Source organism: Paenarthrobacter sp. NPDC089322, assembly GCF_040684895.1.
Taxonomy (GTDB): domain Bacteria; phylum Actinomycetota; class Actinomycetes; order Actinomycetales; family Micrococcaceae; genus Arthrobacter.
Genome location: NZ_JBFBGW010000021.1, coordinates 49,102 through 68,230, shown reverse-complemented (window position 1 = coordinate 68,230; position 19,129 = coordinate 49,102). Strand labels below are relative to the sequence as shown.

18 protein-coding genes and 1 tRNA gene are annotated in these 19,129 nt (G+C 62.6%); 8 read left to right on the top strand and 11 right to left on the bottom strand.

Annotation, left to right across the window (positions count from 1 at the left end):
- Positions 1–23 precede the first annotated feature (23 nt).
- From cysS to AB0N65_RS17725, 5 genes are all read right to left on the bottom strand, one after another.
- Positions 24–1,493, bottom strand: a complete 1,470-nt coding sequence (gene cysS, locus AB0N65_RS17745; RefSeq protein WP_364164561.1) for a cysteine--tRNA ligase — start codon at positions 1,491–1,493, stop codon at positions 24–26.
- 35 nt (positions 1,494–1,528) lie between these two features.
- Complete coding sequence (locus AB0N65_RS17740) at positions 1,529–1,885, bottom strand: hypothetical protein (RefSeq protein WP_364164558.1); 357 nt, start codon at positions 1,883–1,885, stop codon at positions 1,529–1,531.
- Entirely contained in the window at positions 1,882–2,409 is a 528-nt protein-coding gene (gene ispF, locus AB0N65_RS17735; RefSeq protein WP_364164555.1) for a 2-C-methyl-D-erythritol 2,4-cyclodiphosphate synthase, read from the bottom strand. Before ispF ends, AB0N65_RS17740 begins: the two co-directional genes overlap by 4 nt.
- A complete protein-coding gene (ispD, locus tag AB0N65_RS17730; protein ID WP_364164552.1) occupies positions 2,409–3,191 on the bottom strand; it encodes a 2-C-methyl-D-erythritol 4-phosphate cytidylyltransferase in 783 nt (260 codons plus the stop codon). The genes ispF and ispD overlap by 1 nt, the downstream gene beginning before the upstream one ends.
- Positions 3,192–3,416: 225 nt before the next feature.
- A complete protein-coding gene (locus AB0N65_RS17725; protein WP_009357288.1) occupies positions 3,417–3,899 on the bottom strand; it encodes a CarD family transcriptional regulator in 483 nt (160 codons plus the stop codon).
- A 293-nt stretch (positions 3,900–4,192) separates the two neighbouring features.
- Here AB0N65_RS17725 and AB0N65_RS17720 point away from each other — a divergent pair, with 293 nt between their 5' ends.
- Positions 4,193–4,729 carry a hypothetical protein gene (locus AB0N65_RS17720; protein WP_364164611.1) on the top strand — a complete coding sequence of 179 codons (537 nt, stop codon included), beginning with the start codon at positions 4,193–4,195 and terminating at the stop codon, positions 4,727–4,729.
- Positions 4,730–4,821: 92 nt separating this feature from the next.
- Here the strand turns inward: AB0N65_RS17720 and AB0N65_RS17715 are convergent, their stop codons facing one another.
- Together AB0N65_RS17715 and AB0N65_RS17710 are read right to left on the bottom strand one after the other, a co-directional pair.
- Positions 4,822–5,502 carry a response regulator transcription factor gene (locus AB0N65_RS17715; protein ID WP_020608526.1) on the bottom strand — a complete coding sequence of 227 codons (681 nt, stop codon included), beginning with the start codon at positions 5,500–5,502 and terminating at the stop codon, positions 4,822–4,824.
- The gene (locus tag AB0N65_RS17710) at positions 5,499–6,773 is read right to left on the bottom strand and encodes an ATP-binding protein (protein WP_364164608.1); all 1,275 of its coding nucleotides are present in this window, start codon (positions 6,771–6,773) and stop codon (positions 5,499–5,501) included. Before AB0N65_RS17710 ends, AB0N65_RS17715 begins: the two co-directional genes overlap by 4 nt.
- 198 nt (positions 6,774–6,971) lie before the next feature.
- Between AB0N65_RS17710 and phoU the strand changes: the two genes are divergently transcribed.
- On the top strand, positions 6,972–7,625 hold the full coding sequence (gene phoU / locus AB0N65_RS17705) for a phosphate signaling complex protein PhoU (protein WP_364164548.1): 654 nt from the start codon (positions 6,972–6,974) through the stop codon (positions 7,623–7,625).
- Positions 7,626–7,766: 141 nt separating this feature from the next.
- Here the strand turns inward: phoU and AB0N65_RS17700 are convergent, their stop codons facing one another.
- Positions 7,767–8,513: a phosphoglyceromutase gene (locus AB0N65_RS17700; RefSeq protein WP_364164545.1), complete on the bottom strand. Its 747-nt coding sequence runs from the start codon at positions 8,511–8,513 to the stop codon at positions 7,767–7,769.
- A gap of 68 nt (positions 8,514–8,581) precedes the next feature.
- Between AB0N65_RS17700 and AB0N65_RS17695 the strand changes: the two genes are divergently transcribed.
- Positions 8,582–9,403 (top strand): class I SAM-dependent methyltransferase, encoded by an 822-nt coding sequence (locus AB0N65_RS17695; protein WP_364164543.1) that lies wholly within the window; start codon positions 8,582–8,584, stop codon positions 9,401–9,403.
- A gap of 47 nt (positions 9,404–9,450) precedes the next feature.
- Here AB0N65_RS17695 and AB0N65_RS17690 read toward each other — a convergent pair whose 3' ends face one another.
- Complete coding sequence (locus AB0N65_RS17690) at positions 9,451–9,792, bottom strand: DUF2516 family protein (RefSeq protein WP_364164541.1); 342 nt, start codon at positions 9,790–9,792, stop codon at positions 9,451–9,453.
- Positions 9,793–9,802: 10 nt separating this feature from the next.
- On the bottom strand, positions 9,803–10,987 hold the full coding sequence (locus AB0N65_RS17685) for an aminotransferase class I/II-fold pyridoxal phosphate-dependent enzyme (RefSeq protein ID WP_364164538.1): 1,185 nt from the start codon (positions 10,985–10,987) through the stop codon (positions 9,803–9,805).
- Positions 10,988–11,060: 73 nt separating this feature from the next.
- Between AB0N65_RS17685 and tmk the strand changes: the two genes are divergently transcribed.
- Genes tmk through AB0N65_RS17670 form a run of 3 tightly spaced genes read left to right on the top strand, consistent with a single transcriptional unit; the run spans position 11,061 to position 14,532 of the window.
- A complete protein-coding gene (gene tmk, locus AB0N65_RS17680; protein WP_364164535.1) occupies positions 11,061–11,741 on the top strand; it encodes a dTMP kinase in 681 nt (226 codons plus the stop codon).
- The gene (locus AB0N65_RS17675) at positions 11,738–12,889 is read left to right on the top strand and encodes a DNA polymerase III subunit delta' (protein WP_364164532.1); all 1,152 of its coding nucleotides are present in this window, start codon (positions 11,738–11,740) and stop codon (positions 12,887–12,889) included. Before tmk ends, AB0N65_RS17675 begins: the two co-directional genes overlap by 4 nt.
- An 8-nt stretch (positions 12,890–12,897) precedes the next feature.
- On the top strand, positions 12,898–14,532 hold the full coding sequence (locus tag AB0N65_RS17670) for an alpha/beta hydrolase (protein ID WP_364164529.1): 1,635 nt from the start codon (positions 12,898–12,900) through the stop codon (positions 14,530–14,532).
- Between the two features lie 13 nt (positions 14,533–14,545).
- Here AB0N65_RS17670 and AB0N65_RS17665 read toward each other — a convergent pair whose 3' ends face one another.
- On the bottom strand, positions 14,546–15,277 hold the full coding sequence (locus AB0N65_RS17665; RefSeq protein ID WP_364164527.1) for an HAD family hydrolase: 732 nt from the start codon (positions 15,275–15,277) through the stop codon (positions 14,546–14,548).
- A 215-nt stretch (positions 15,278–15,492) separates the two neighbouring features.
- Between AB0N65_RS17665 and AB0N65_RS17660 the strand changes: the two genes are divergently transcribed.
- Both AB0N65_RS17660 and AB0N65_RS17655 read left to right on the top strand, forming a co-directional pair.
- Positions 15,493–15,565 (top strand) — tRNA-Thr (locus AB0N65_RS17660).
- A gap of 231 nt (positions 15,566–15,796) precedes the next feature.
- A complete protein-coding gene (locus AB0N65_RS17655; RefSeq protein ID WP_364164524.1) occupies positions 15,797–19,033 on the top strand; it encodes a type ISP restriction/modification enzyme in 3,237 nt (1,078 codons plus the stop codon).
- Positions 19,034–19,129: the final 96 nt, after the last annotated feature.

Genomic DNA, 19,129 nt, shown 5'->3' with positions numbered 1-19,129 from the left:
TCGGCTTGGCGACCCCAAACCGGTTAGTCGCGCTTCAGGCTCCAGGTGGCTCCGTCCGCACCGTCCTCCACCACAATCCCGGCAGCCGCAAGGGTGTCCCGGATCGCGTCCGAGGATGCCCAGTCCTTGTTGGACCTGGCGGTCGCGCGGGCTTCGAGCTGTGCCTCCACGAGCACTTCCAGTGCTGCATGTTCGCGGCCCTGGACAGCCTCCGGCCGCTTCACGGAGTCCAGTCCGAGGACACTCGTCATGGCGTGGACGCTGTAAAGCGCAGCCTTCGTGCCCCCAAGGTCGCCGGCAGCCAACGCAGTGTTGCCTGCACGGACTGTTTCGTGAAGCACGCCGAGCGCCTGGGGAACATTCAGGTCGTCGTCCATGGCAGCCGTGAATGCTGCGGGCATGCTGGCGTGGGCACCTTCGGCGTAGTCCTTCGGGCTGCCCAGGTGCTGATGGACCTTGGCCGATGCTTTCGCAATGAAACCATCAATGCGTTCGACGGCGGCCGCCGCCTCCTGCAGCGAAGTCGGCCTGTAGTCGAGCACCGAACGATAATGCGCCTGCCCGAGGTAGTAACGGACAACGCGGGGCGACGCCAAGTCGAGCATCTCTGCCGGGCTCACGGTGTTGCCGACGGACTTGGACATCTTTTCGCCCTCGTACGTGACCATCCCGTTGTGCATCCAGAAGTTGGCGAACTCGTCGCCGGCAGCCTGGGACTGTGCCATCTCGTTCTCGTGGTGCGGGAAGCGAAGGTCCAGTCCCCCGCCATGGATATCGAAACGCGCCCCGAGGTACTTGGTGACCATCGCGGAGCATTCGAGATGCCAGCCTGGCCGGCCAGCGCCCCAAGGTGACGCCCAACTCGCGGTGACGGGTTCGCCTTCCTTGTATCCCTTCCATAGTGCGAAGTCGCGAGGGTCCCGCTTGCCGCGGGGGTCCGCGTCCGCGGCTCCCTGCATGTCGTCGATGTTCTGCCGCGTCAATGAACCGTACTTGCTCCAGGATCGGACGTCGAAGTAGACGTCGCCGGAGTCGTCGAGGGCGGGGTAGGCGTGGCCGCGGTCGATGAGGCGCTGGATCAGCGCGTGCATCTCGGGGATGTGGCCGGTGGCCCGTGGCTCGTAGGTGGGCCGCTGGACGCCCAAAGCTTCGTAGGCGTTCTCGAATTCCTGCTCATAGCGGTAGGCCAAGGCCCACCATTCCTCGTTTTGGAGGGCAGTGGGTTCGGAAGCCCAGTCCGGTCCGAAGGACTGCTCTGACTTCGCCAGGATCTTGTCGTCAATGTCCGTGACGTTGCGCACCACAGTGACACGGAGTCCCCGGAACTCAAGCCAGCGTGTCAATTGGTCGAAGGCGATCGCGGAACGGACGTGCCCCACGTGCGGCATGCCTTGGACGGTGGCCCCACAGTAGTACACGCTGGCCTTGCCGGGTTCGAGGGGAACGAAGTCGCGGACTTCGGCGGAGGCGGTGTCATAAAAGCGCAGGGTCACCGCTCCAGATTAGCCGATGACGCGCCGTGACCTGCCTACTTGCAGTACTCGCCGATCTTGTTGAACTGCACGGACAATTGCTGCTGCTGGTTCTGCGTGGCCGCGCCGAGCGACGACGCAGCCGCTTCGTCCATGATGGCCGCCATCTTTTTGATCGGTTCGCCGATTTCCGGGGCGAGTTTCTCTGAAATCTCGTGATAGTGCGCAGCGATCTGCTTGGACTGTTGCTGCTGGTTGCCGTCGGGCTTGAAAGTATCGTTGTTCAGAAATTCGCAGCTGGCCTTGACATCCAGTTTGGGCGTGCCGGAGCAAGCACCCATGAGGGAGGCGGCCAGAACGCTGCCGGAAACCAGCGCAACGGAACGTACGACGGCGGAACGCGCCTTGGTCATTCCGCCGCACCTTCCACAGTTTCCGGGGAAACCCGGTAGACGAGGGCAGTGGCCACCGCCGAGATGCCTTCCCCACGCCCAGTGAAGCCCAAACCATCGCTCGTGGTCGCCGTGACACTGACCGGCGCTCCAGCGGCGTCGCTAAGCACACGCTGCGACTCTTCACGGCGGGGCCCGAACTTTGGCCGGTTGGCCACGAACTGCACTGCGACGTTTCCTATTTCAAAGCCTGCAGCGCGAACAATCCGCGCTGCTTCTCCGAGGAGCGTCACCCCCGAGGCGCCGGCATACTCCGGCCGGCCCGTGCCGAAATGCGTGCCGAGATCGCCGATCCCGCACGCGGAAAACAACGCATCAGCAGCCGCGTGGGCGACGCAATCGCCGTCGGAGTGGCCGGAGAGCCCCTGTTCGCCTTCCCAGAAGAGGCCACCCAACCAGAGTGGCTGGGGGTCGTCCGCGGGAGCGAAGGCATGGACATCGATTCCAATGCCGGTGCGGGGAACGACAGGTTGCACTGCCGCCATCAGCCTTCCACCCAGCGCATCCCGAGCGGACCTTCCAGGAGGCCTTCGGCAATGATGAGATCCAGTGGCGTGGTGATTTTGAGGGATTGGCTTGCCCCTCGAACGGCGTGGACAGGGACGCCAAGCAACTCAACCAGCATCGCGTCGTCGGTCACGGCTGCGGACTGCTTGTCGTCGAATAGACCTGCGGCGTCGTGGGCGCGGCGCAACGTCTCGAGCTCAAATCCCTGCGGTGTCTGCACCGCCCGCAGTTCTTCGCGGTGCGCGGTTCCCGTGACGACTTCCGGAGCGATGCCCGAATCCGAATCGTGGGTGGGAGCGACGGTCTTGATGGTGTCCACCACGGGCATCGCAGGGATGACGGCCTTCGCGCCGGAAGCAAGTGCGTCCGCTACCCGTTGAAAGACACGTTCTGGTGTGAGGGCGCGGGCGGCATCGTGGACGAGTACAGCTTCCGTTCCGTCCTCCAAAGCAGCCAAAGCTGCGCGGACGGAATCCGCCCGGGTGGATCCGCCGTCGACGACTGTCACTTCGGGGCCTCCGTCCACCAGTTCAATGGTGAAGTCGGCAATCAGCTTCCGGAGTTCGGGGTCACCTTTGGGCACGGCGATACAGATTTGGCGGGCGACATCCGAGGCAACGACGCCACGGAGGGCATGCATCAGGATGGCCTCGCCGCCCAGCGGCACCAGTGCCTTGGGCATGCCGTAGCCCAGTCGCTCGCCCGAGCCGGCTGCAACAACAATGACGGCCGTGACGGAGCGCTTCGAAGGATGAGTCATGGCGTCAAGGTTATGCGTAATCTGCGTGGAATACCCAGATAGCGGGCATTTCCGCAGCAACGGCGGACTCCTAGGCGTGGCATCCGGTCCGCGACGCGCATATTCCCTCACACCTCGGAAACCGGCCGAGGCTACCCGGATTTGGGTGGCGCTGGGCCGGATGGGTGGCGCCAGCCTGTTCCAAAAAGAAACCCGGCGGCGCTTTCGCACCACCGGGCTCAATTCTTAGGAAGCCAAGACCTCGTCAAGAACGCTTGCAGCTTTCTCTTCGTCTGTCTTCTCAGCCAGGGCCAGTTCTGAAATCAGAATCTGCCGCGCCTTGGCCAGCATTCGCTTCTCACCTGCGGAAAGGCCGCGATCGTGATCACGACGCCAAAGATCGCGGACGACCTCTGCCACCTTGATGACGTCGCCTGAAGCAAGCTTCTCCAGGTTTGCCTTGTAACGACGTGACCAGTTGGTGGGCTCTTCCGTGAACTCGGCGCGGAGGACATCGAAAACGTGCTCCAAACCGTCCTTGCCCACTACGTCCCGGACCCCAACAAGGTCAACGTTCTCTGCTGGAACTTCAATGGTCAGATCACCCTGAGCCACCTTGAGCTTGAGATACATCTTCTCTTCGCCCTTGATGGTGCGCATCTTGATTTCCTCAATTTTTGCTGCACCGTGGTGAGGGTAAACTACTGTCTCGCCGACCTCAAAAACCATGTGGACTTTCCCCTTTCCCGCAGACTAGTCTATCACGATTAAGGCATACGACTGGCACCGGACGGCCACTCCTGCCGCGCCAATAAAGGGAAAGAAGCCCCAAACCCCTCCGCAGCACCCCTTGACGAACGCCCTGAAAGATGCTTCGAGCAAGCAACCTGCGACCCTGATGGGGCTGGCGATGTGCGCCATAAACCCTTCCCGAATCCTTGTTTCGGCAGGTTTGCCGATAGGCTATGGCTGAAAAGTTTTCCAATGACTCTTGAGGAGTAGGTGTCGTGCGCAATTCTGCGATGAACACTGTCCAGCGCGGCAAGCTGGCAATTGCGGCGGCTGCAATCGGCGTCGGCCTGCTGTCCGTTACCGGCTGTGGCTTCGTCAATGCCCAGCAGACCAACCACCAGTACTCGGCTTCGGACGGGATCAAGGCAGATCTCGGTCAGCTGCAGCTGCGCAACATTTTGATCGTAGCCTCGGGCGAGAATGAGCCCGGCCGCGTCATCGGCGCCGTGTTCAACAACTCCGGCTCGGACGCCACCCTGACCATCAGCGGCTCCAACGGCGCCCAAACCGAGATCCCGGTCAAGGCCAACTCGGAGACCTACCTCAACACCGGTTCCGACGCCGCCATCCTCAGCACCGCGGGCACCATCCCCGGCGGTCTGACCCCGGTGACCATCCGCAGCGGTTCCGACTCCGCCACGGTCAACGTCCCTGTCGTGGACGGCACGCTCCCCGAGTACCAGGAGTACCTGCCGACCACGCCGACGCCGACGGCAACGCCCACGTCCACCGCAACCTCCACGGAGTCTGCGGCCGCCGGCCACTAAGCATTCATAACAAAAGGAAGGGTTCCGCTGCGGCGGAACCCTTCCTTTTGTTATTCCCGGGTCCGTTTGTCTTTCCCGGGATCAGGCGTTGCTTACGGCTCGAACTTGTAGCCCAACCCGCGGACTGTCACCAGGTAGCGCGGAGCAGAGGGGTCCGGCTCGATCTTGCTGCGCAGGCGCTTGACGTGGACGTCCAGTGTCTTGGTGTCGCCCACATAGTCCGAACCCCAAACGCGGTCGATCAATTGGCCACGGGTCAGCACACGGCCGGAGTTCCGGAGCAGCATCTCCAGGAGTTCAAACTCCTTCAACGGCAGGGAAACCTGTTCCCCGTTGACGCTGACCACATGCCGCTCAATGTCCATGCGGACAGGTCCGGCCTGCACGGTTGAAGTAATCAGTTCCTCGGGTTCGCCCTGCCGCCGCAGCACTGCACGGACGCGAGCAACCAACTCGCGCGAGGAGTACGGCTTGGTGACGTAGTCATCGGCACCGAGTTCCAGTCCCACCACTTTGTCGATTTCCGAGTCCTTCGCGGTCAACATGATGACCGGCACGCTGGAGCGCTGGCGAAGCTGCCGGCAAACTTCCGTGCCGGGGGTTCCCGGAAGCTGGAGGTCCAGCAGCACGAGGTCGGCCCCGTTGCGGTCGAATTCCACCAAGGCGTCACTGCCGTTGTCCACTACCTCGACGTCAAACCCCTCTTTGCCCAGCAGGTAGGACAGGGGGTCGCTGAAGGACTCTTCGTCCTCCACAATCAAAATCCGGCTCAAGCGCTGGCTCCTTGCTCTTGGGCGCCGCTGGCGCCCGCTTTTTCACTCACGTGTTGGTTCGCGTGTTTGGGGTCGACGGCGGTGGAGGTCGCCTCGGGCAGTCCGGCGGTTGCTGAGCCGGCAGCGGCAGGCGGCAGGCCGGCGTCGCCCTCCTGGCCTTCCATCTCCGGCAGCCTGATGGTGAACGTCGATCCCTGGCCTGGCTGGGACCAAACCGTCACCTCGCCGCCATGGTTGGACACCACGTGCTTGACGATGCTGAGGCCAAGACCCGTACCGCCTGTATGGCGGGATCGTGCAGCGTCGACGCGGTAGAAACGTTCGAAGACGCGCTCCTGGTCCTCGGGCGTCAGGCCCTCACCTTGATCCGTGACGGAAACGGCAACGACGCCTTCCCTTGCCCGGACGCCGACGCCCACCCGCGTGTTTTCGGGCGAGTAACGAATGGCGTTGTCGATGAGGTTCCGCAGGGCAGTCACCAGGAGGTCGCGGTCGCCGAACACGAGGGAATCGCAATGGCCGCCCACCATGATCTGGATGTTCTTGCTTTCCGCCGGCAGCTGCGAGCGGTCCACGGCTTCCGTGATCACGGCGTTGATGTCCACAGCGTGGCCCTGCTGCGCGACGTTTGCACCCTGCAACCGGGAGAGCTCGATGATGTCCTGGACCAAGGCTGAGAGCCGCCCGGATTCCTTGTGCATGCGTTTGGCGAAGCGCCGCACGGCTTCTTCGTCGTCCGGCGAGGCTTCCAAGGCTTCGGCCAACAGGGAGATGGCACCAACGGGGGTCTTGAGTTCGTGGGATACGTTGGCCACGAAGTCGTTGCGGATCTCTTCGGTGCGCGTAATTTCCGTGCGGTCGTCCGCCAGCAGGAGGATGTATTCCCAGCCGAGCATCGCCGCGCGCACCTGGACCACAATTGTTCCCTTGCCCAGCGGACCGCGCGGGAGCTCATACTGCTCCTCCAGGATCACGCCATCGCGGCGGACTTTCGCTGTCATGTCGAGGAGCTGTTTGTGGACCACTGTGTGGCCGCGAACCAATCCGTAGGCGTAGGCTGCAGGGCTGGCCCGAACCACGCCGTCGATAGCGTCCACCACTACAAAAGCCCGTCCGACGACCGAAAGGACTTCGGCGGCTCCCTCTGGAAGCAACGGCTCCGCAACATCCAGATCAACGATCCGGCGCTGCCGTTCGCTGATCCTGAACGCGAGCATGCCAAAGACGCCCAACGACAGGCCCACCAGGCCTGCGACGACACCTATCAGCAACGGATCCACCCGTCCAGCTTATGCTGAGAAAACACAGCAAAGTATGGATTCGGTGCTAAACGCGGACGGTTCAACTAACGTTCATCTAAAGATGCGCAACAGTTCACGGGCTGCTGCCAGAGTTGCTAGTTGGACTGCCAATGGTTTGAAATCCACCGCCCGTCACGGGAACCGGATTTCCAAGGAAAGGACGCCTTAGTGCGCAAGGTTTTTCAGGAGGAGCTCACCCAGGTAGGTGACGACCTCATCGAGATCTCCAAGCTCGTTCACGAAGCAATCACGAAGGCCACCACCGCCTTCGAAGGCGCCGACGTCGATCTTGCCCAGGATGTCATCGCGGCCGACGCCCGGATCGACTTCCTGCAGAACAGCCTCGACGAGCGGGCCATCGACATCCTGGCATTGCAGGGCCCCGTTGCCAGCGATCTCCGCATGATCGTGGGTTCGCTGCGCATGAGCGCCTCGTTGGAGCGCATGGGCGACCTTGCCCGCCACGTCGCCCAGCTCGCCCGCCTCCGCTACCCCGCTACCGTCATCCCGTCGTCGCTGACCCAGACCTTCAAGGCCATGGCACAACACGACATCGACATCACCGGCAAGGTCATCGAGCTCCTCGAGACCCGCAACCTGGAAGTTGCCCGGGACATCCTCAAGACCAACATCGCCGTGGACGACCTCCACCTCAGCGTCTTCAAGGCAATCGCCGCTCCTGAGTGGAATGAAACCGCCTCCACCACCGTGGACGTTGCCCTTGCGAGCCGCTACTTCGAGCGTTTCGCTGACCATGGCGTCTCCGTAGCCCGGAAGGTCACCTACCTGGTGACGGGCGAATGGCAGCCGGAAGGCTTCTAGCACTACTGGGTTAAACACGACGGCGGCCGGTCACCGAGAGTGACCGGCCGCCGTCGTTTAACGGCCTCGTAGCTGGTGCCGCGGGCGAGCTGCGTCCAAGGGAGGAACGACCGAGCAGCCGCCGCGGCACCAGCGGAGAGTTTACTTTTTGCCCTGGTTCGCAACCGCGAGGATGGCCTCGGCTGCTGCGTCGGGGTCGAGGTAGGTGCCGCCGGGGGTGATCGGCCGGAAGTCCTCGTCCAGTTCGTACACCAGCGGGATACCCGTGGGGATGTTCAAGGAGGCAATTGCTTCGTCGCTGATGCCGTCGAGGTGCTTGACCAGCGCGCGCAGGGAGTTGCCGTGGGCGGTGACCAGCACGGTCTTGCCAGCCTTCAGGTCTTCTTTGATGTCCGATTCCCAGTACGGGAGGAGGCGGACCAGGACGTCCTTGAGGCACTCGGTGCGGGGCAGGGCGTCGCCAAGGTCCGCGTAGCGGGGGTCGCGTGCCTGCGAGAATTCGCTGTCGTCGGACAGGGGCGGCGGCGGGGTGTCGTAGCTGCGGCGCCACTCCATGAACTGCTCTTCACCGTATTCGGCGAGGGTCTGGGCCTTGTCCTTGCCTTGAAGGGCGCCGTAGTGGCGTTCGTTGAGCCGCCAGTCGCGCTTCACGGGAATCCAGCCGCGGTTGGCTTTGTCCAGTGCCATGTTGGCGGTGTTGATGGCGCGCTTCAGGAGCGAGGTGTAGAGCACGTCCGGGAGAATGTTGTTCTCTACCAGGAGCTCCCCACCGCGCACTGCTTCTTCGCGGCCTTGGTCGTTCAGGTCAACGTCCACCCAACCGGTGAACAGGTTCTTGGCGTTCCATTCGCTGTGGCCGTGGCGCAGCAGAATCAGCTTGTAAGTCATGGTTTTCATCCTAGCCGAGCAGTCCCCGCCGCTGCCGGGCGTTACGTCCTGCGGATAGAGTGGACGCCGTGGTGCAGAAAGCGGAACGGGTGGGCTCTCCCCGGGGCAGGAGCGGGAAGCCGGTTGGCAACATCACCCGCGGCACCACGAATCCGAACCGTATGCGTCGCTTGGACCGCTGGCTTGCCGGCCCGCAAGCGTGGCGGCTGCGCGCCGCCGTCGAGCCTTTAGTGGTGGACCTGGGCTATGGCGCCTCGCCGGCCACCGCCGTCGAGCTTTTCGAACGGCTGCAGGCCGTCCGGCCGGATGTCCGCGTCTGCGGAATCGAGATCGAGCCTGAGCGGGTGCGGACCGCGAAACCATTGGAGCGGCCCGGTCTCAGCTTTCATGTTGGCGGTTTTGAAGTGCCGGTGCCCGGAGATCCGATCATGGTGCGCGCGTTCAATGTCCTCCGCCAGTATGAGGAAGCGGATGTTCCAGCGATCTGGAACTTAGTGCAGTCCCGCTTGGCGCCGGGCGGCTTGTTCATCGATGGCACGTGCGATGAGATCGGCCGCCGGGTCACGTGGGTGGCGCTGGATCCTGAACGTCCACTCAGCCTGAGCTTTTCCGTGCGGTTCGGCAGTTTCGAGCTGCCGTCCGACGTCGCCGAACGGCTGCCCAAGGCCCTTATTCATCGGAACGTTCCCGGCGAGCCGATCCATACCTTCCTTCAGGCCATGGACAAGGCGTGGCTTGAGGCCGCGCCGCTGGCATCGTTCGGGAGCCGGCAGCGCTGGGCAGGGATGTGCCGTTCGTTGCGCGACGCCGGATGGCCGCTTCAGGACGGACCGTCGCGTTGGCGTCTTGGCGAAGTGACGGTGGCGTGGGACGCGGTGGCACCGCTTTGACGCCGATCTGACGGCAGCCTTAACGCGGGTTGGCGAGCAACCGGGGTTTACCAGGGTCCGTAGGGGCCCACATTGCGGTTGCCACCACTCCCGGCTTCGCGGAGCGCAGGGCGGACATCGGCAAGGTAGACGCAGGACGCAGTAACTGCCGCGATGCCGAAGAGGCCGAGCCCGCTGCCCCCGGTCAGTACTGTCAGCGCGCCGATCGCGAACGCGATGCCGGTCAGGGCCAACCAGAAAGTCTTGGTGCGCTTGGACGCGGCCACAAACAGGGACGGTCGGTGCCGCAGGCAATCCGCGAAGGCCCAGATCTCCAGGGCCAGGGCCACCAAGCCGAGGATGAAATACACGGCGTTGGTGACAATAGCGATCAAGAATTTTCCGTCCACGCCCTTTAGCCTAACCGCCCAGCGACTTCAGTGCTTGTTCAAGGTCGGACCAAAGGTCTTCAACGTTCTCAATCCCGACGCTCAGCCGCACCAGGTTCTCCGGAACGCTGAGCGGCTCAGCCGTATGCCGCCGTCGACGTTCAATCAGGGACTCGACCCCGCCCAAAGACGTCGCAGGCAACCAGAGCTGCAGCGCGCGGACCAGTTCGTCGGCGGCTTGCGCGCCGGTGCGGGTCTCGTCACCGGCGATCTGGATGCAAAGAATCGAGCCGAAGCCCTTCATTTGCTCCTTGGCCCGGGCGTGGCCCGGGTCTGTTGCCAAACCCGGGTAGCGGATGGCCTCGACGCGCGGGTGCGTGCTCAAACGCTCCGCGAGCGTTGCTGCCGACGCTTGCGAACGCTCAATCCGCAGCGCCAAAGTACGCAGGCCCCGCAACGCAAGCCACGATTCGAACGGACCGGCGATGCCGCCGTGGATGATCCGGTGGTGAAGCAACCGTTCACGCAATTCAGGATTGGACGTCACCAGCGCGCCAAGGACAACGTCCGAATGCCCGGCCAGGTACTTGGTCACCGAGTGAAGTACGACGTCGGAACCCAGCTTCAGCGGCTGCTGCACCAGAGGCGTGGAGAAGGTATTGTCCGTGACCACGATCGCGCCGGCGGCGTGGGCGGCTTCGGTGAGGCTCCGGACGTCGGCGATGCCGAGCATGGGGTTGGTGGGGCTTTCGAGCCACAGAAGGTCGGCGGTTTTTCCTTCGGCCGGGGCGATGAGAGCCTTGACTGCCTCAGTGTCCGCGATGTCCACGGTACGCAGTTCCAGGAAGCCTTTTTCAGCGAGTTCGGTGGCCATCACCAGCGAGCCGGCGTAGCTGTGGGACGGCATGACCACTACGCCGCCAGCGGGTACCAGCGACAGTGCCGAACTGACCGCTGCGAGGCCGGACGCGTAGAGCAGGCCAGGGAGTTCAGCGCCTTCTAATTTTGCCAGTGCGTCCTCGAAGGGATCCCATGTGGGGTTCGCGTAACGGCCGTAGCCGCGGTCGCCGTCGCCGAGGGAGCCGGTTCCGAAGTATGTGGAGGACAGGACGATGGGCGGATTCACCGGTTCATCATGCTTGCGCTCGGGGCGGCCCGCAGCCACCACAACGGTTTCCGGGGACAAATCCGCGGCGTGCTGGTTGGAAAGGCTCATGGATTCAGCGTAGTCGCGGGCGAGCCTGTGGATGAAAGCCGTTACGTTTGCGGCTGCTCGGTAGGCTAGACAGGTGAGTATTCAGAGCCCCGGTCTTTTCATCGCCTTCGAAGGCGGGGACGGAGCCGGCAAGTCCACCCAGGCCGCCCGGCTCTTCGACGCCCTTGAGTCGCGGGGGCTGTCTGTGCTGCGCACCCGGGAGCCAGGCGGCACACCCATTGGCGAAAAGCTGCGTTCCCTTGTTTTGGATCACGGCCATGGCACCATCGATGCCCGCACTGAAGCACTCATGTTCGCAGCGGCCCGGGCCGCGCATGCGAGCCAAGTGATCCGGCCGGCACTCGCCGCCGGACGCGTGGTCATCACCGATCGCTATATCGACTCGTCCGTTGCCTATCAAGGTGCGGGACGGGGGCTGGGGGCCGAAGGCGTGCTATCCCTCAACGAGTGGGCTACGGAGGGCTTGCATCCGGACCTGACAGTACTGCTCGACGTCGAACCCTCTGACGGCAGGGAACGCCGCACCGCCGGCGACGCGGCAGAAGACCGGCTGGAATCGGAACCCGATGAGTTCCATACCGCTATCCGCCACGCTTTCTTGGACCTCGCCGCTGCTGCCCCCGCGAGCTACCTGGTCCTGCCCGCCAAATCCGATATCGAAACGTTGGCCGCGGAGATCCTGGCCCGTGTAAATGTTCTCCTGGCCGAGCGTGGCTTGGTGGCGGAAGCGCGCGATGCGGATGTCCGTCCGTGAGCGTCTGGGATGACCTCCAAGGCCAGGCGCCCGTCGTCGCGCAGCTGAAGCAGGCAGCACAGGGCGACGCCGGGCTCACCCACGCCTGGCTGTTCACTGGCCCTCCCGGGTCAGGCCGCTCCAACGCGGCGAAGGCTTTTGCCGCGGCCTTGAATTGCGAGCAGGACGACGTCACCCTCCGCGGCTGTGGCGTCTGCCCGGCCTGCCACACTATCCTCGGTGAAACGCATTCGGACGTGACGTTCGTACGCACCGAAAAAGTCACCATCACCATCGACGAAGCCCGTGAGCTCGTGTCCAAAGCAGGCGACCGGCCGTCCACTGGCCGGTGGCGGATCATCGTGGTGGAAGATGCAGACCGTATGGCGGAACGAACCACGAATGTCCTGCTCAAAGCCATCGAAGAACCAACTCCCCGCACCATCTGGATGCTGTGCGCGCCGTCTCCGGCGGACGTTCTGGTCACTATCCGTTCGCGCTGCCGTCCGGTGAGCTTACGCCTTCCGCCGGCCTCGGATGTCGCCGCCCTCCTGGTAAGACGGGACGGCGTTGATCCCCAACTTGCCGACAGGGCAGCACGCGCCGCGCAAAGCCATATCGGCATCGCCCGCAGGCTTGCCCGTGACGCCGACGCCCGCGAACGTCGCCTTGAAACTGTCCGCATTCCCCTCGGTCTCCGTGGCGTAACCGCTGCCGTAATGATGGCGGAGAAGTTGGTCAAGATCGCAACGGACGAGGCAAATAGTTCCAACGATGAGCGCGACGCCGCAGAGAAGGCCGCCTTGCTGGCAAGCCTCGGCGCGCCTGAGTCGGGCACGCTGCCACCGTCCATGCGCAGCCAGGTCAAGCAGTTGGAGGACGACCAGAAGCGCCGGGCGAAGCGTTCCATCACCGACTCATTGGACAGGACCCTGACCGACTTGCTGTCCTTTTACCGGGACGTCCTGATTATCCAATTAGGGAACGCGGTGGAGCTGGTCAACGTTGAGCTCAAGAGCGAGCTTGAAGATTTCGCCGGCCGTTCCACCCCGGAATCCACCCTCGCCCGGATGGATGCCATCAACACAGCCCGGGTCCGCATCACCACCACCAACGTGGCGCCGCTGTTGGCGGTCGAGTCCATGGCGACGAGCCTCATCCAGCAATAGGAGAATCCATGAAGTCCGCATCCCGCCGGCCCGCCGGTGCCCCTTCAAGGGACCTGTCTGCCCGGCCTGCTGCGGGCGGCGGCGCCCGGACTGCTGCGGTCGGCGGCGCCCGGCGGCGCGTGCTCGCGGCGCTGTGCTTGGCGCTCGCCTCCACGTTGGTGCTGAGTGCATGTTCCCTGCCGTTCTTGCCGACGCCCACTGCGAAGCCCACAACCAACACGGTTGATCCGTCCATCGCGGCATCGGCACCCGAAGGCTTGGAGAAGTACTACTCGCAGAAAGTGGAGTGGAGTTCATGCGAGGAGGGCTTCCAATGCGGCAAGGTCCGCGTTCCCATGGACTACGAAAAGCCGGAGTCGGAGGAAATAACCCTCTCCACCATCAAATTGGCGAGCACGGGGACCAAACAGGGGTCCATTCTGGTGAACCCCGGCGGGCCCGGCGGCTCCGGCGTGGATTTCGTGAAGGACGCCGGCAACACGCATTTCACCCAGAAGCTCCGCACCAACTTCGACATCGTCGGCTTCGATCCCCGCGGCGTCAAGAGGTCTGCGCCTGTCGAGTGCATGTCGGATGCCGAACGGGATGCGTCGCGGGAGATGGTGTTCCGTAAGGACACGGATGAAGGCTTGGCCGCCGCCTTGGAATTCAACAAATCAGTGGCTGAACAGTGTGCCGAAAAGACCGGCCCGGTGCTGGGGCACATCGATACCGTGAGCGCGGCGAAGGACCTGGATATCCTGCGCGCCGTGATGAACGAAGCCAAGCTCAACTATCTTGGCTACTCCTACGGGACGTTCCTAGGCTCCACCTACGCGTCGCTGTTCCCCGACAATGTGGGACGCCTCGTTCTGGACGGTGCCGTGGATCCGTCCATCAGCAATGAAGAACTGACCGCAGGACAAGCCCGGGCGTTTGAAAAAGCCCTCCGCGCGTACGTTGCTGACTGCCTGCGACAGAACTCCTGCCCGCTGAGTGGGTCCGTGGACAACGGGATCCAGGAGATCAGGGAACTCATCAACGCAGTGGATCGGGATCCGCAAACGGCCAAGGACGGCAGGCTCGTCACGGGCCCCGACTTCGTCAACGGCATTTACCTGCCGCTCTACGACGACCAAAGCTGGCCCGCCCTGACGCAGGCTTTGGATAGCGCCTTCTCCGGAGACGTTTCACAAATGCTGCGCATCGCCGATCTTGGTGCCGACCGGGAGCCGAACGGCAAGTACAGCTCCAACTCAGCCTTCGCATTCAACGCGATCAACTGCCTCGATTACCCGATGGTCATGGACACGGCCGGGATGCGGGCAGAGGAAGCACGCCTTAAGCAGGAGTCGCCTACTTTCGGGGCCTTCTTCGCCTACGGTGGCGTGAGCTGCAAGGACTGGCCTTACAAGAGCACCCGGACACCCGCGCCCGTGGAATACACCGGGTCTGCCCCGATCGTCGTCATTGGAACCACGGGCGATCCAGCCACACCGTTGGAGTGGGCACAGTCGTTGCGCAAGCAGCTTGAGAATGCCGCGTTGATCACCTGGGAAGGTGAGGGGCACACAGCGTACGGCCGCTCCAACACATGCGTCAGCACCGCCGTCGACGATTACTTTGTTGACGGCAAGCTGCCGCAGGACGGGCTGCAGTGCTAGCCGCCCTGCGGCCCTAGAAGTGACGGGCTTCGTGCTTCTCCAGCAGGAGCGAAAGCTGCTTAATGGAGTCCACGACGACGTTCGCTCCCGCCGCGCGGAGCGTCGCCTCCGAGTGCGAGCCGGTCAAGACGCCCGCCACCAGGGATGCCCCCGCGCGTACGCCGGACAGCATATCTGAGCTGGTGTCCCCAACGACGGCCACTTCCCGGACATCGTCGAGGTCGAGGGCGAGTACTGCCGTGAGGATCATGTCCGGGTAGGGCCTGCCACGTCCAGCGTCCGCCGGGCAGAGGCTCAAGTCAGCCAGGCCCATCCAGCCCAGGGACTCAAGGACCATGTTCTGTGTGTGCCGGCCGAACCCGGTGGCCAGGCACACTTGCATGCCGGATTCACGCATCCACAGGATCGCGTCCTCGGCGCCCGGAATCGGGCGGACGCCGCCGTCCTCAATGAGCTCGTCGTACGCCTTCTCAAAGACCTTGTTGGCGCTCTCTGCGACAGCGGCGTCGCTGAAGAGGTGGCTGAAGACCGTCATCTTCGAGAAGCCCATGGTGTCGCGCGCGTAGCCGAGCATGCTCTCGAAGCGGCTGCTGCCCGGTTCGACGCCAGCCTCCGCCAGCGCCCGGGACATCGCCTGATCGGTGCGACCGTCGTCGGTAATGGTGGTTCCCACCATGTCCACCACGGCCAGCCGCAACCGGTTGGGTGTCTGGTGGGCGTCCCTGGTCATTGCGTCCCCGGTCATTGCGCGGCTCCTTCGGCTCTTGGTACACCGGTTCCCCCGGCGACGGCTGATTCCCCAGCTTCCGGCGGCCGGGAAAAGTCGGCCTGAACCCGGCCCGACGCCCGGGTGAACATCCCCGCAACGGCGGTCACTGCCATCGTTTTGACCCGGAAGCCGTGCCTCTATTACAGTTATGTCTTGCGTGATCGGCCGGGAAACCAGCAGATGGACGCGGTGCTTCCTTAGCTCAGTCGGTAGAGCGTTTCACTCGTAATGAAAAGGTCATCAGTTCGATTCTGATAGGAAGCTCGGAACAAACCCCCTAGAAATCAAGGTTTCTAGGGGGTTTTTCACTGACTGGTAGACAAACGGGGAATCTTATGCGTTCCCCGTTTTTTCTTTCAGTTCCCAGCGTGTTCGTCACTTTTTCGTCACCATCGCCGAAGGCCAATCCGAACTAAGCGCTACGGCTGCACGGTGTACACCTCGCCACGGCATCAGGTGATGAGATCACTTCCAGCCTTGTGGCAGAGTGATCCCATGACTCTTGGGGAATCCGCGCTCAAATACTCTCGGTCCATTGCCTCGGCCGCCGCCGCTGGGGTGGACGCCGAACCTGAAGCCCAGCTAACAGTCCCCGTTCACGACCTGCTGGTAGCACTGACCGACAGCGAAGGCTTGGGGCGTCTAGACCTTCTGCGGGAAGCACAGCTCACCGGGCTTCGTCCCGATTTTGCGGCCCTCTTAGATGGACGGGCTTGCGGCTGGGTGGAGCTGAAAGCTCCTGGCCATTCCGTTGAGGGTGAGCAGTGGAAAGGACGCGAGAAGAAACAGTGGGCATTACTTGCCGAGCTGGACTCGCTCATCGTGACCGACGGACACGCGGTTGTTCTTTACAACACAGGCCTGAAGGTCGCAGAGGCAACGATGCCTGTGGTTGCCGATGGTTGGGACGCCAGCGGGTTGGTCGATCTCCTGCGACTCTTTTCCAGTGCGCGACCTCGCACGATTAAGCGAGTTTCAGAACTGGCATCACGGCTGGCGCCTCTCGCGAAGCTGCTGAGGGAGCGGGTCCTAGCGGGACTCCAGCCAGAAACGCCTGTCGCTGCAATATCTGCGGCAAAGAAAGCATGGTCCGCAAACGTTCATGAAGGCGTCTCGGACAAGGACTTCGCTTCCGATTTGGCCCAGGTAGTCTCCTACTCGCTGGCAATAGCCGCTCTAAGGGGCCACGCTGACACGAATCATGACAACTTCTTGAGCTTGACCGAGGCACGGGACTTTCTTCGAGGACCGAACGGCGTGCTGGCGGCAGCCCTAGGTCCCGCGCTCGAAGTATCGGGACTCTATCAGTCCTTGGCACCCGAAATCGGTGCAATCGAACGCCTGGCTTCAGTCGTGGACGCGGGCGCCATAGCGGCCTCGAAAGATTCGAGAGGCGAGCCATGGCTGTGGTTCTACGAAGATTTCCTGGAGAAGTACGACGCGAAGGCCCGTAAAGAGGCAGGGGTCTACTACACCCCAACGAACGTCGTGGAATGTCAGGTGAGGCTTGTCGATCAGATTCTTATCGAGGAGCTGGGTAAGCCGCTCAGTTTTGGCGACCAAGAAGTGGTCACGCTAGATCCAGCAACAGGATCAGGCACTTACCCGCTTGCAGTCCTTGACCAGGCCGCACTCGTCGCGGAGCGCGAACGCGGTGCCGCAGGCCCTCGGCAAGTCGCCAAATCTCTTGCGGCCAACGTGATGGCCTTCGAACTCCTTCCGGGCCCCTACGCGGTTTCCCATCTTCGGATTGGGCAGCGGCTTGCCGAAATTGCAGGAACCCTGACACCGCCCGAGGAGGTGCGGGTGTACCTCACTGACACTCTCGAAGATCCTGTCGCTGCCCCTCCTATGTTGGGGGTCTGGGGCGACGTTGCGGTGCTCGCCGAAGAGCGGGCAAAGGCAGCCGACGTGAAACGTTTGCAACCCGTAACTGTAGTGATGGGAAACCCACCCTATAAACGCCGTACAGCCAGCTCTGGTGGTGGCTGGGTCGTCCACCCTTCAAACGGCCGCTCATTATTTGCCGACATCACTGAAGCTGCGCAAAAGCACGGCGTGATTTTCAGTGCCATGCGGAGCATCTATGACGACTACGTATACTTCTGGCGCTGGGCAATCTGGAAGGCATTCGAGCAGAGCCCCTCAGGCCCTGCCGTTGTATCTTTCATAACAAGCTCATCCTGGCTGCGAGGCCCCGCCTTCGTCGGTCTGCGGGAACTCGTTAGATCCGTAGGGGATGAGGTTTGGATCGTCGATTTAGGCGGAGAGGGCCGCGGCGCTCAGCGTGAAGAGAACATATTCTCCATTCAGACACCTGTAGCCGTGGTTACGATTTTTAGGCGTGGAGCAACCACAGCGGAACCAGCCGTGGTGCGGTATAGGCGTGTGTCTGGTGCCGCAGGGGAAAAGCTGGCTGCTCTAACAACAATTCAGGCGCCCAAGATAGACCCAGACGGCTGGCAGACCCTCACTGTCGATGCTGGCGGCGTTCTACTTCCGGCCTCTGAGGACGATATCTGGGACGCGATGCCAGCCGTGACGGACCTCTTCCCATGGCAGCAGCCAGGGGTCATATTTGGGCGTTCGTGGGCAACTGCACCCTCGCCGTCTGTGTTGAAGGCCAGGTGGGCGGCATTGCTTGCGCGCGTTGACGCGAAAGAGCGTGCTGAAGCGTTTGTCACTGCACCCACCGGGCGAAATATCCATACCACCGTGACGGGTCTGACCCGACTATCGGACCTCCCGCCCGACGCGCCACACAAGCCCATAGTCCGACTTGCGTACCGGAGTTTCGATGCCCAATGGACCTTCCAAGACCCGAGAGTTGCGCTCCTAGAGCGGCCTTCCCTCTGGGCGAGTGTCTCTGACAAACAGATCTTTATATCCACGCTTGCCACCACGCCTCTTGGAAGTGGACCGGCTCTCACTGCAAGCGTCTACGTACCTGACTTCCACCACTTCAGCGGACGCGGAGGAAAGGATGTCATTCCGCTCTATCGTGACGCCGCCGGACAACAACCGAATGTCACTCACGGACTTTTGGATGTTCTAGGAACCCGGTTGGGGCGAGCAGTCTCTGCCGAGGACCTGGCGGCCTATACCTATGCCGTTCTCAGTCATCCTGCCTACGAGCAGACTTTCCACGAGCAACTCTCACGCCCCGGGCCTCGCCTGCCATTGACCGCGAACCTAGCTCTGTTCAATGAGGCTGTCGGTCTAGGCGAACAGCTTTTGTGGCTCCAGACCGGCGCGCAACGATTTAGCTCGACCACTAGTGGGCGTGGCAACAGAATCCCCAACATTGATGGGATCGGGTGGGAAACGCCTGTTACCGCGCTGCCCGACTCGCGCGCTGACATTTCCTACGACGAGCAGACACGCCAACTCAAGATAGGTGACGGCCGCATTTCCGGTATCCGGAGGGAAGTGTGGGAGTTCTCTGTCTCAGGATTCCCTGTCGTGGAACGGTGGATCGGCTCGCGCACACGCAAGGGCGTGGGACGAGCATCGAATCCTAAACTGGCGACCCCGCTTGACTTGATCCGCCCTCAAGAATGGGAAGACTCGTGGAACGACGAGATCCTAGATCTCCTCAGGATGCTGACCCACACGTTGGACCTTTACCCGATGCAAAGCGATTTGCTGGCCAAGATTATTGCAGATGAGCTGATTGCGGTTGAAGATCTTCCAAGCCCGTCCCCCAGTGAGCGGGCCGCCCCCAAGGTCTAAAGGAGGTCTAGCAGCTACGGTCTACCGACCGCACTTCATGGACGCGTGCAAAAGAGGAAATGGCACTACATGGCCGAACTGTCGCCCTCTGTTTGA

What these genes read in the sequence shown, in the direction of transcription:
- ispD (WP_364164552.1), bottom strand. Translation starts at nt 3,191, where the DNA reads ATGACTCATCCTTCGAAGCGCTCCGTCACGGCCGTCATTGTTGTTGCA.
- AB0N65_RS17655 (WP_364164524.1), top strand. Translation starts at nt 15,797, where the DNA reads ATGACTCTTGGGGAATCCGCGCTCAAATACTCTCGGTCCATTGCCTCG.
- AB0N65_RS17670 (WP_364164529.1), top strand. Translation starts at nt 12,898, where the DNA reads ATGAAGTCCGCATCCCGCCGGCCCGCCGGTGCCCCTTCAAGGGACCTG.
- AB0N65_RS17685 (WP_364164538.1), bottom strand. Translation starts at nt 10,987, where the DNA reads ATGAGCCTTTCCAACCAGCACGCCGCGGATTTGTCCCCGGAAACCGTT.
- AB0N65_RS17720 (WP_364164611.1), top strand. Translation starts at nt 4,193, where the DNA reads ATGAACACTGTCCAGCGCGGCAAGCTGGCAATTGCGGCGGCTGCAATC.
- AB0N65_RS17700 (WP_364164545.1), bottom strand. Translation starts at nt 8,513, where the DNA reads ATGACTTACAAGCTGATTCTGCTGCGCCACGGCCACAGCGAATGGAAC.
- AB0N65_RS17740 (WP_364164558.1), bottom strand. Translation starts at nt 1,885, where the DNA reads ATGACCAAGGCGCGTTCCGCCGTCGTACGTTCCGTTGCGCTGGTTTCC.
- ispF (WP_364164555.1), bottom strand. Translation starts at nt 2,409, where the DNA reads ATGGCGGCAGTGCAACCTGTCGTTCCCCGCACCGGCATTGGAATCGAT.
- AB0N65_RS17725 (WP_009357288.1), bottom strand. Translation starts at nt 3,899, where the DNA reads ATGGTTTTTGAGGTCGGCGAGACAGTAGTTTACCCTCACCACGGTGCA.
- AB0N65_RS17665 (WP_364164527.1), bottom strand. Translation starts at nt 15,277, where the DNA reads ATGACCGGGGACGCAATGACCAGGGACGCCCACCAGACACCCAACCGG.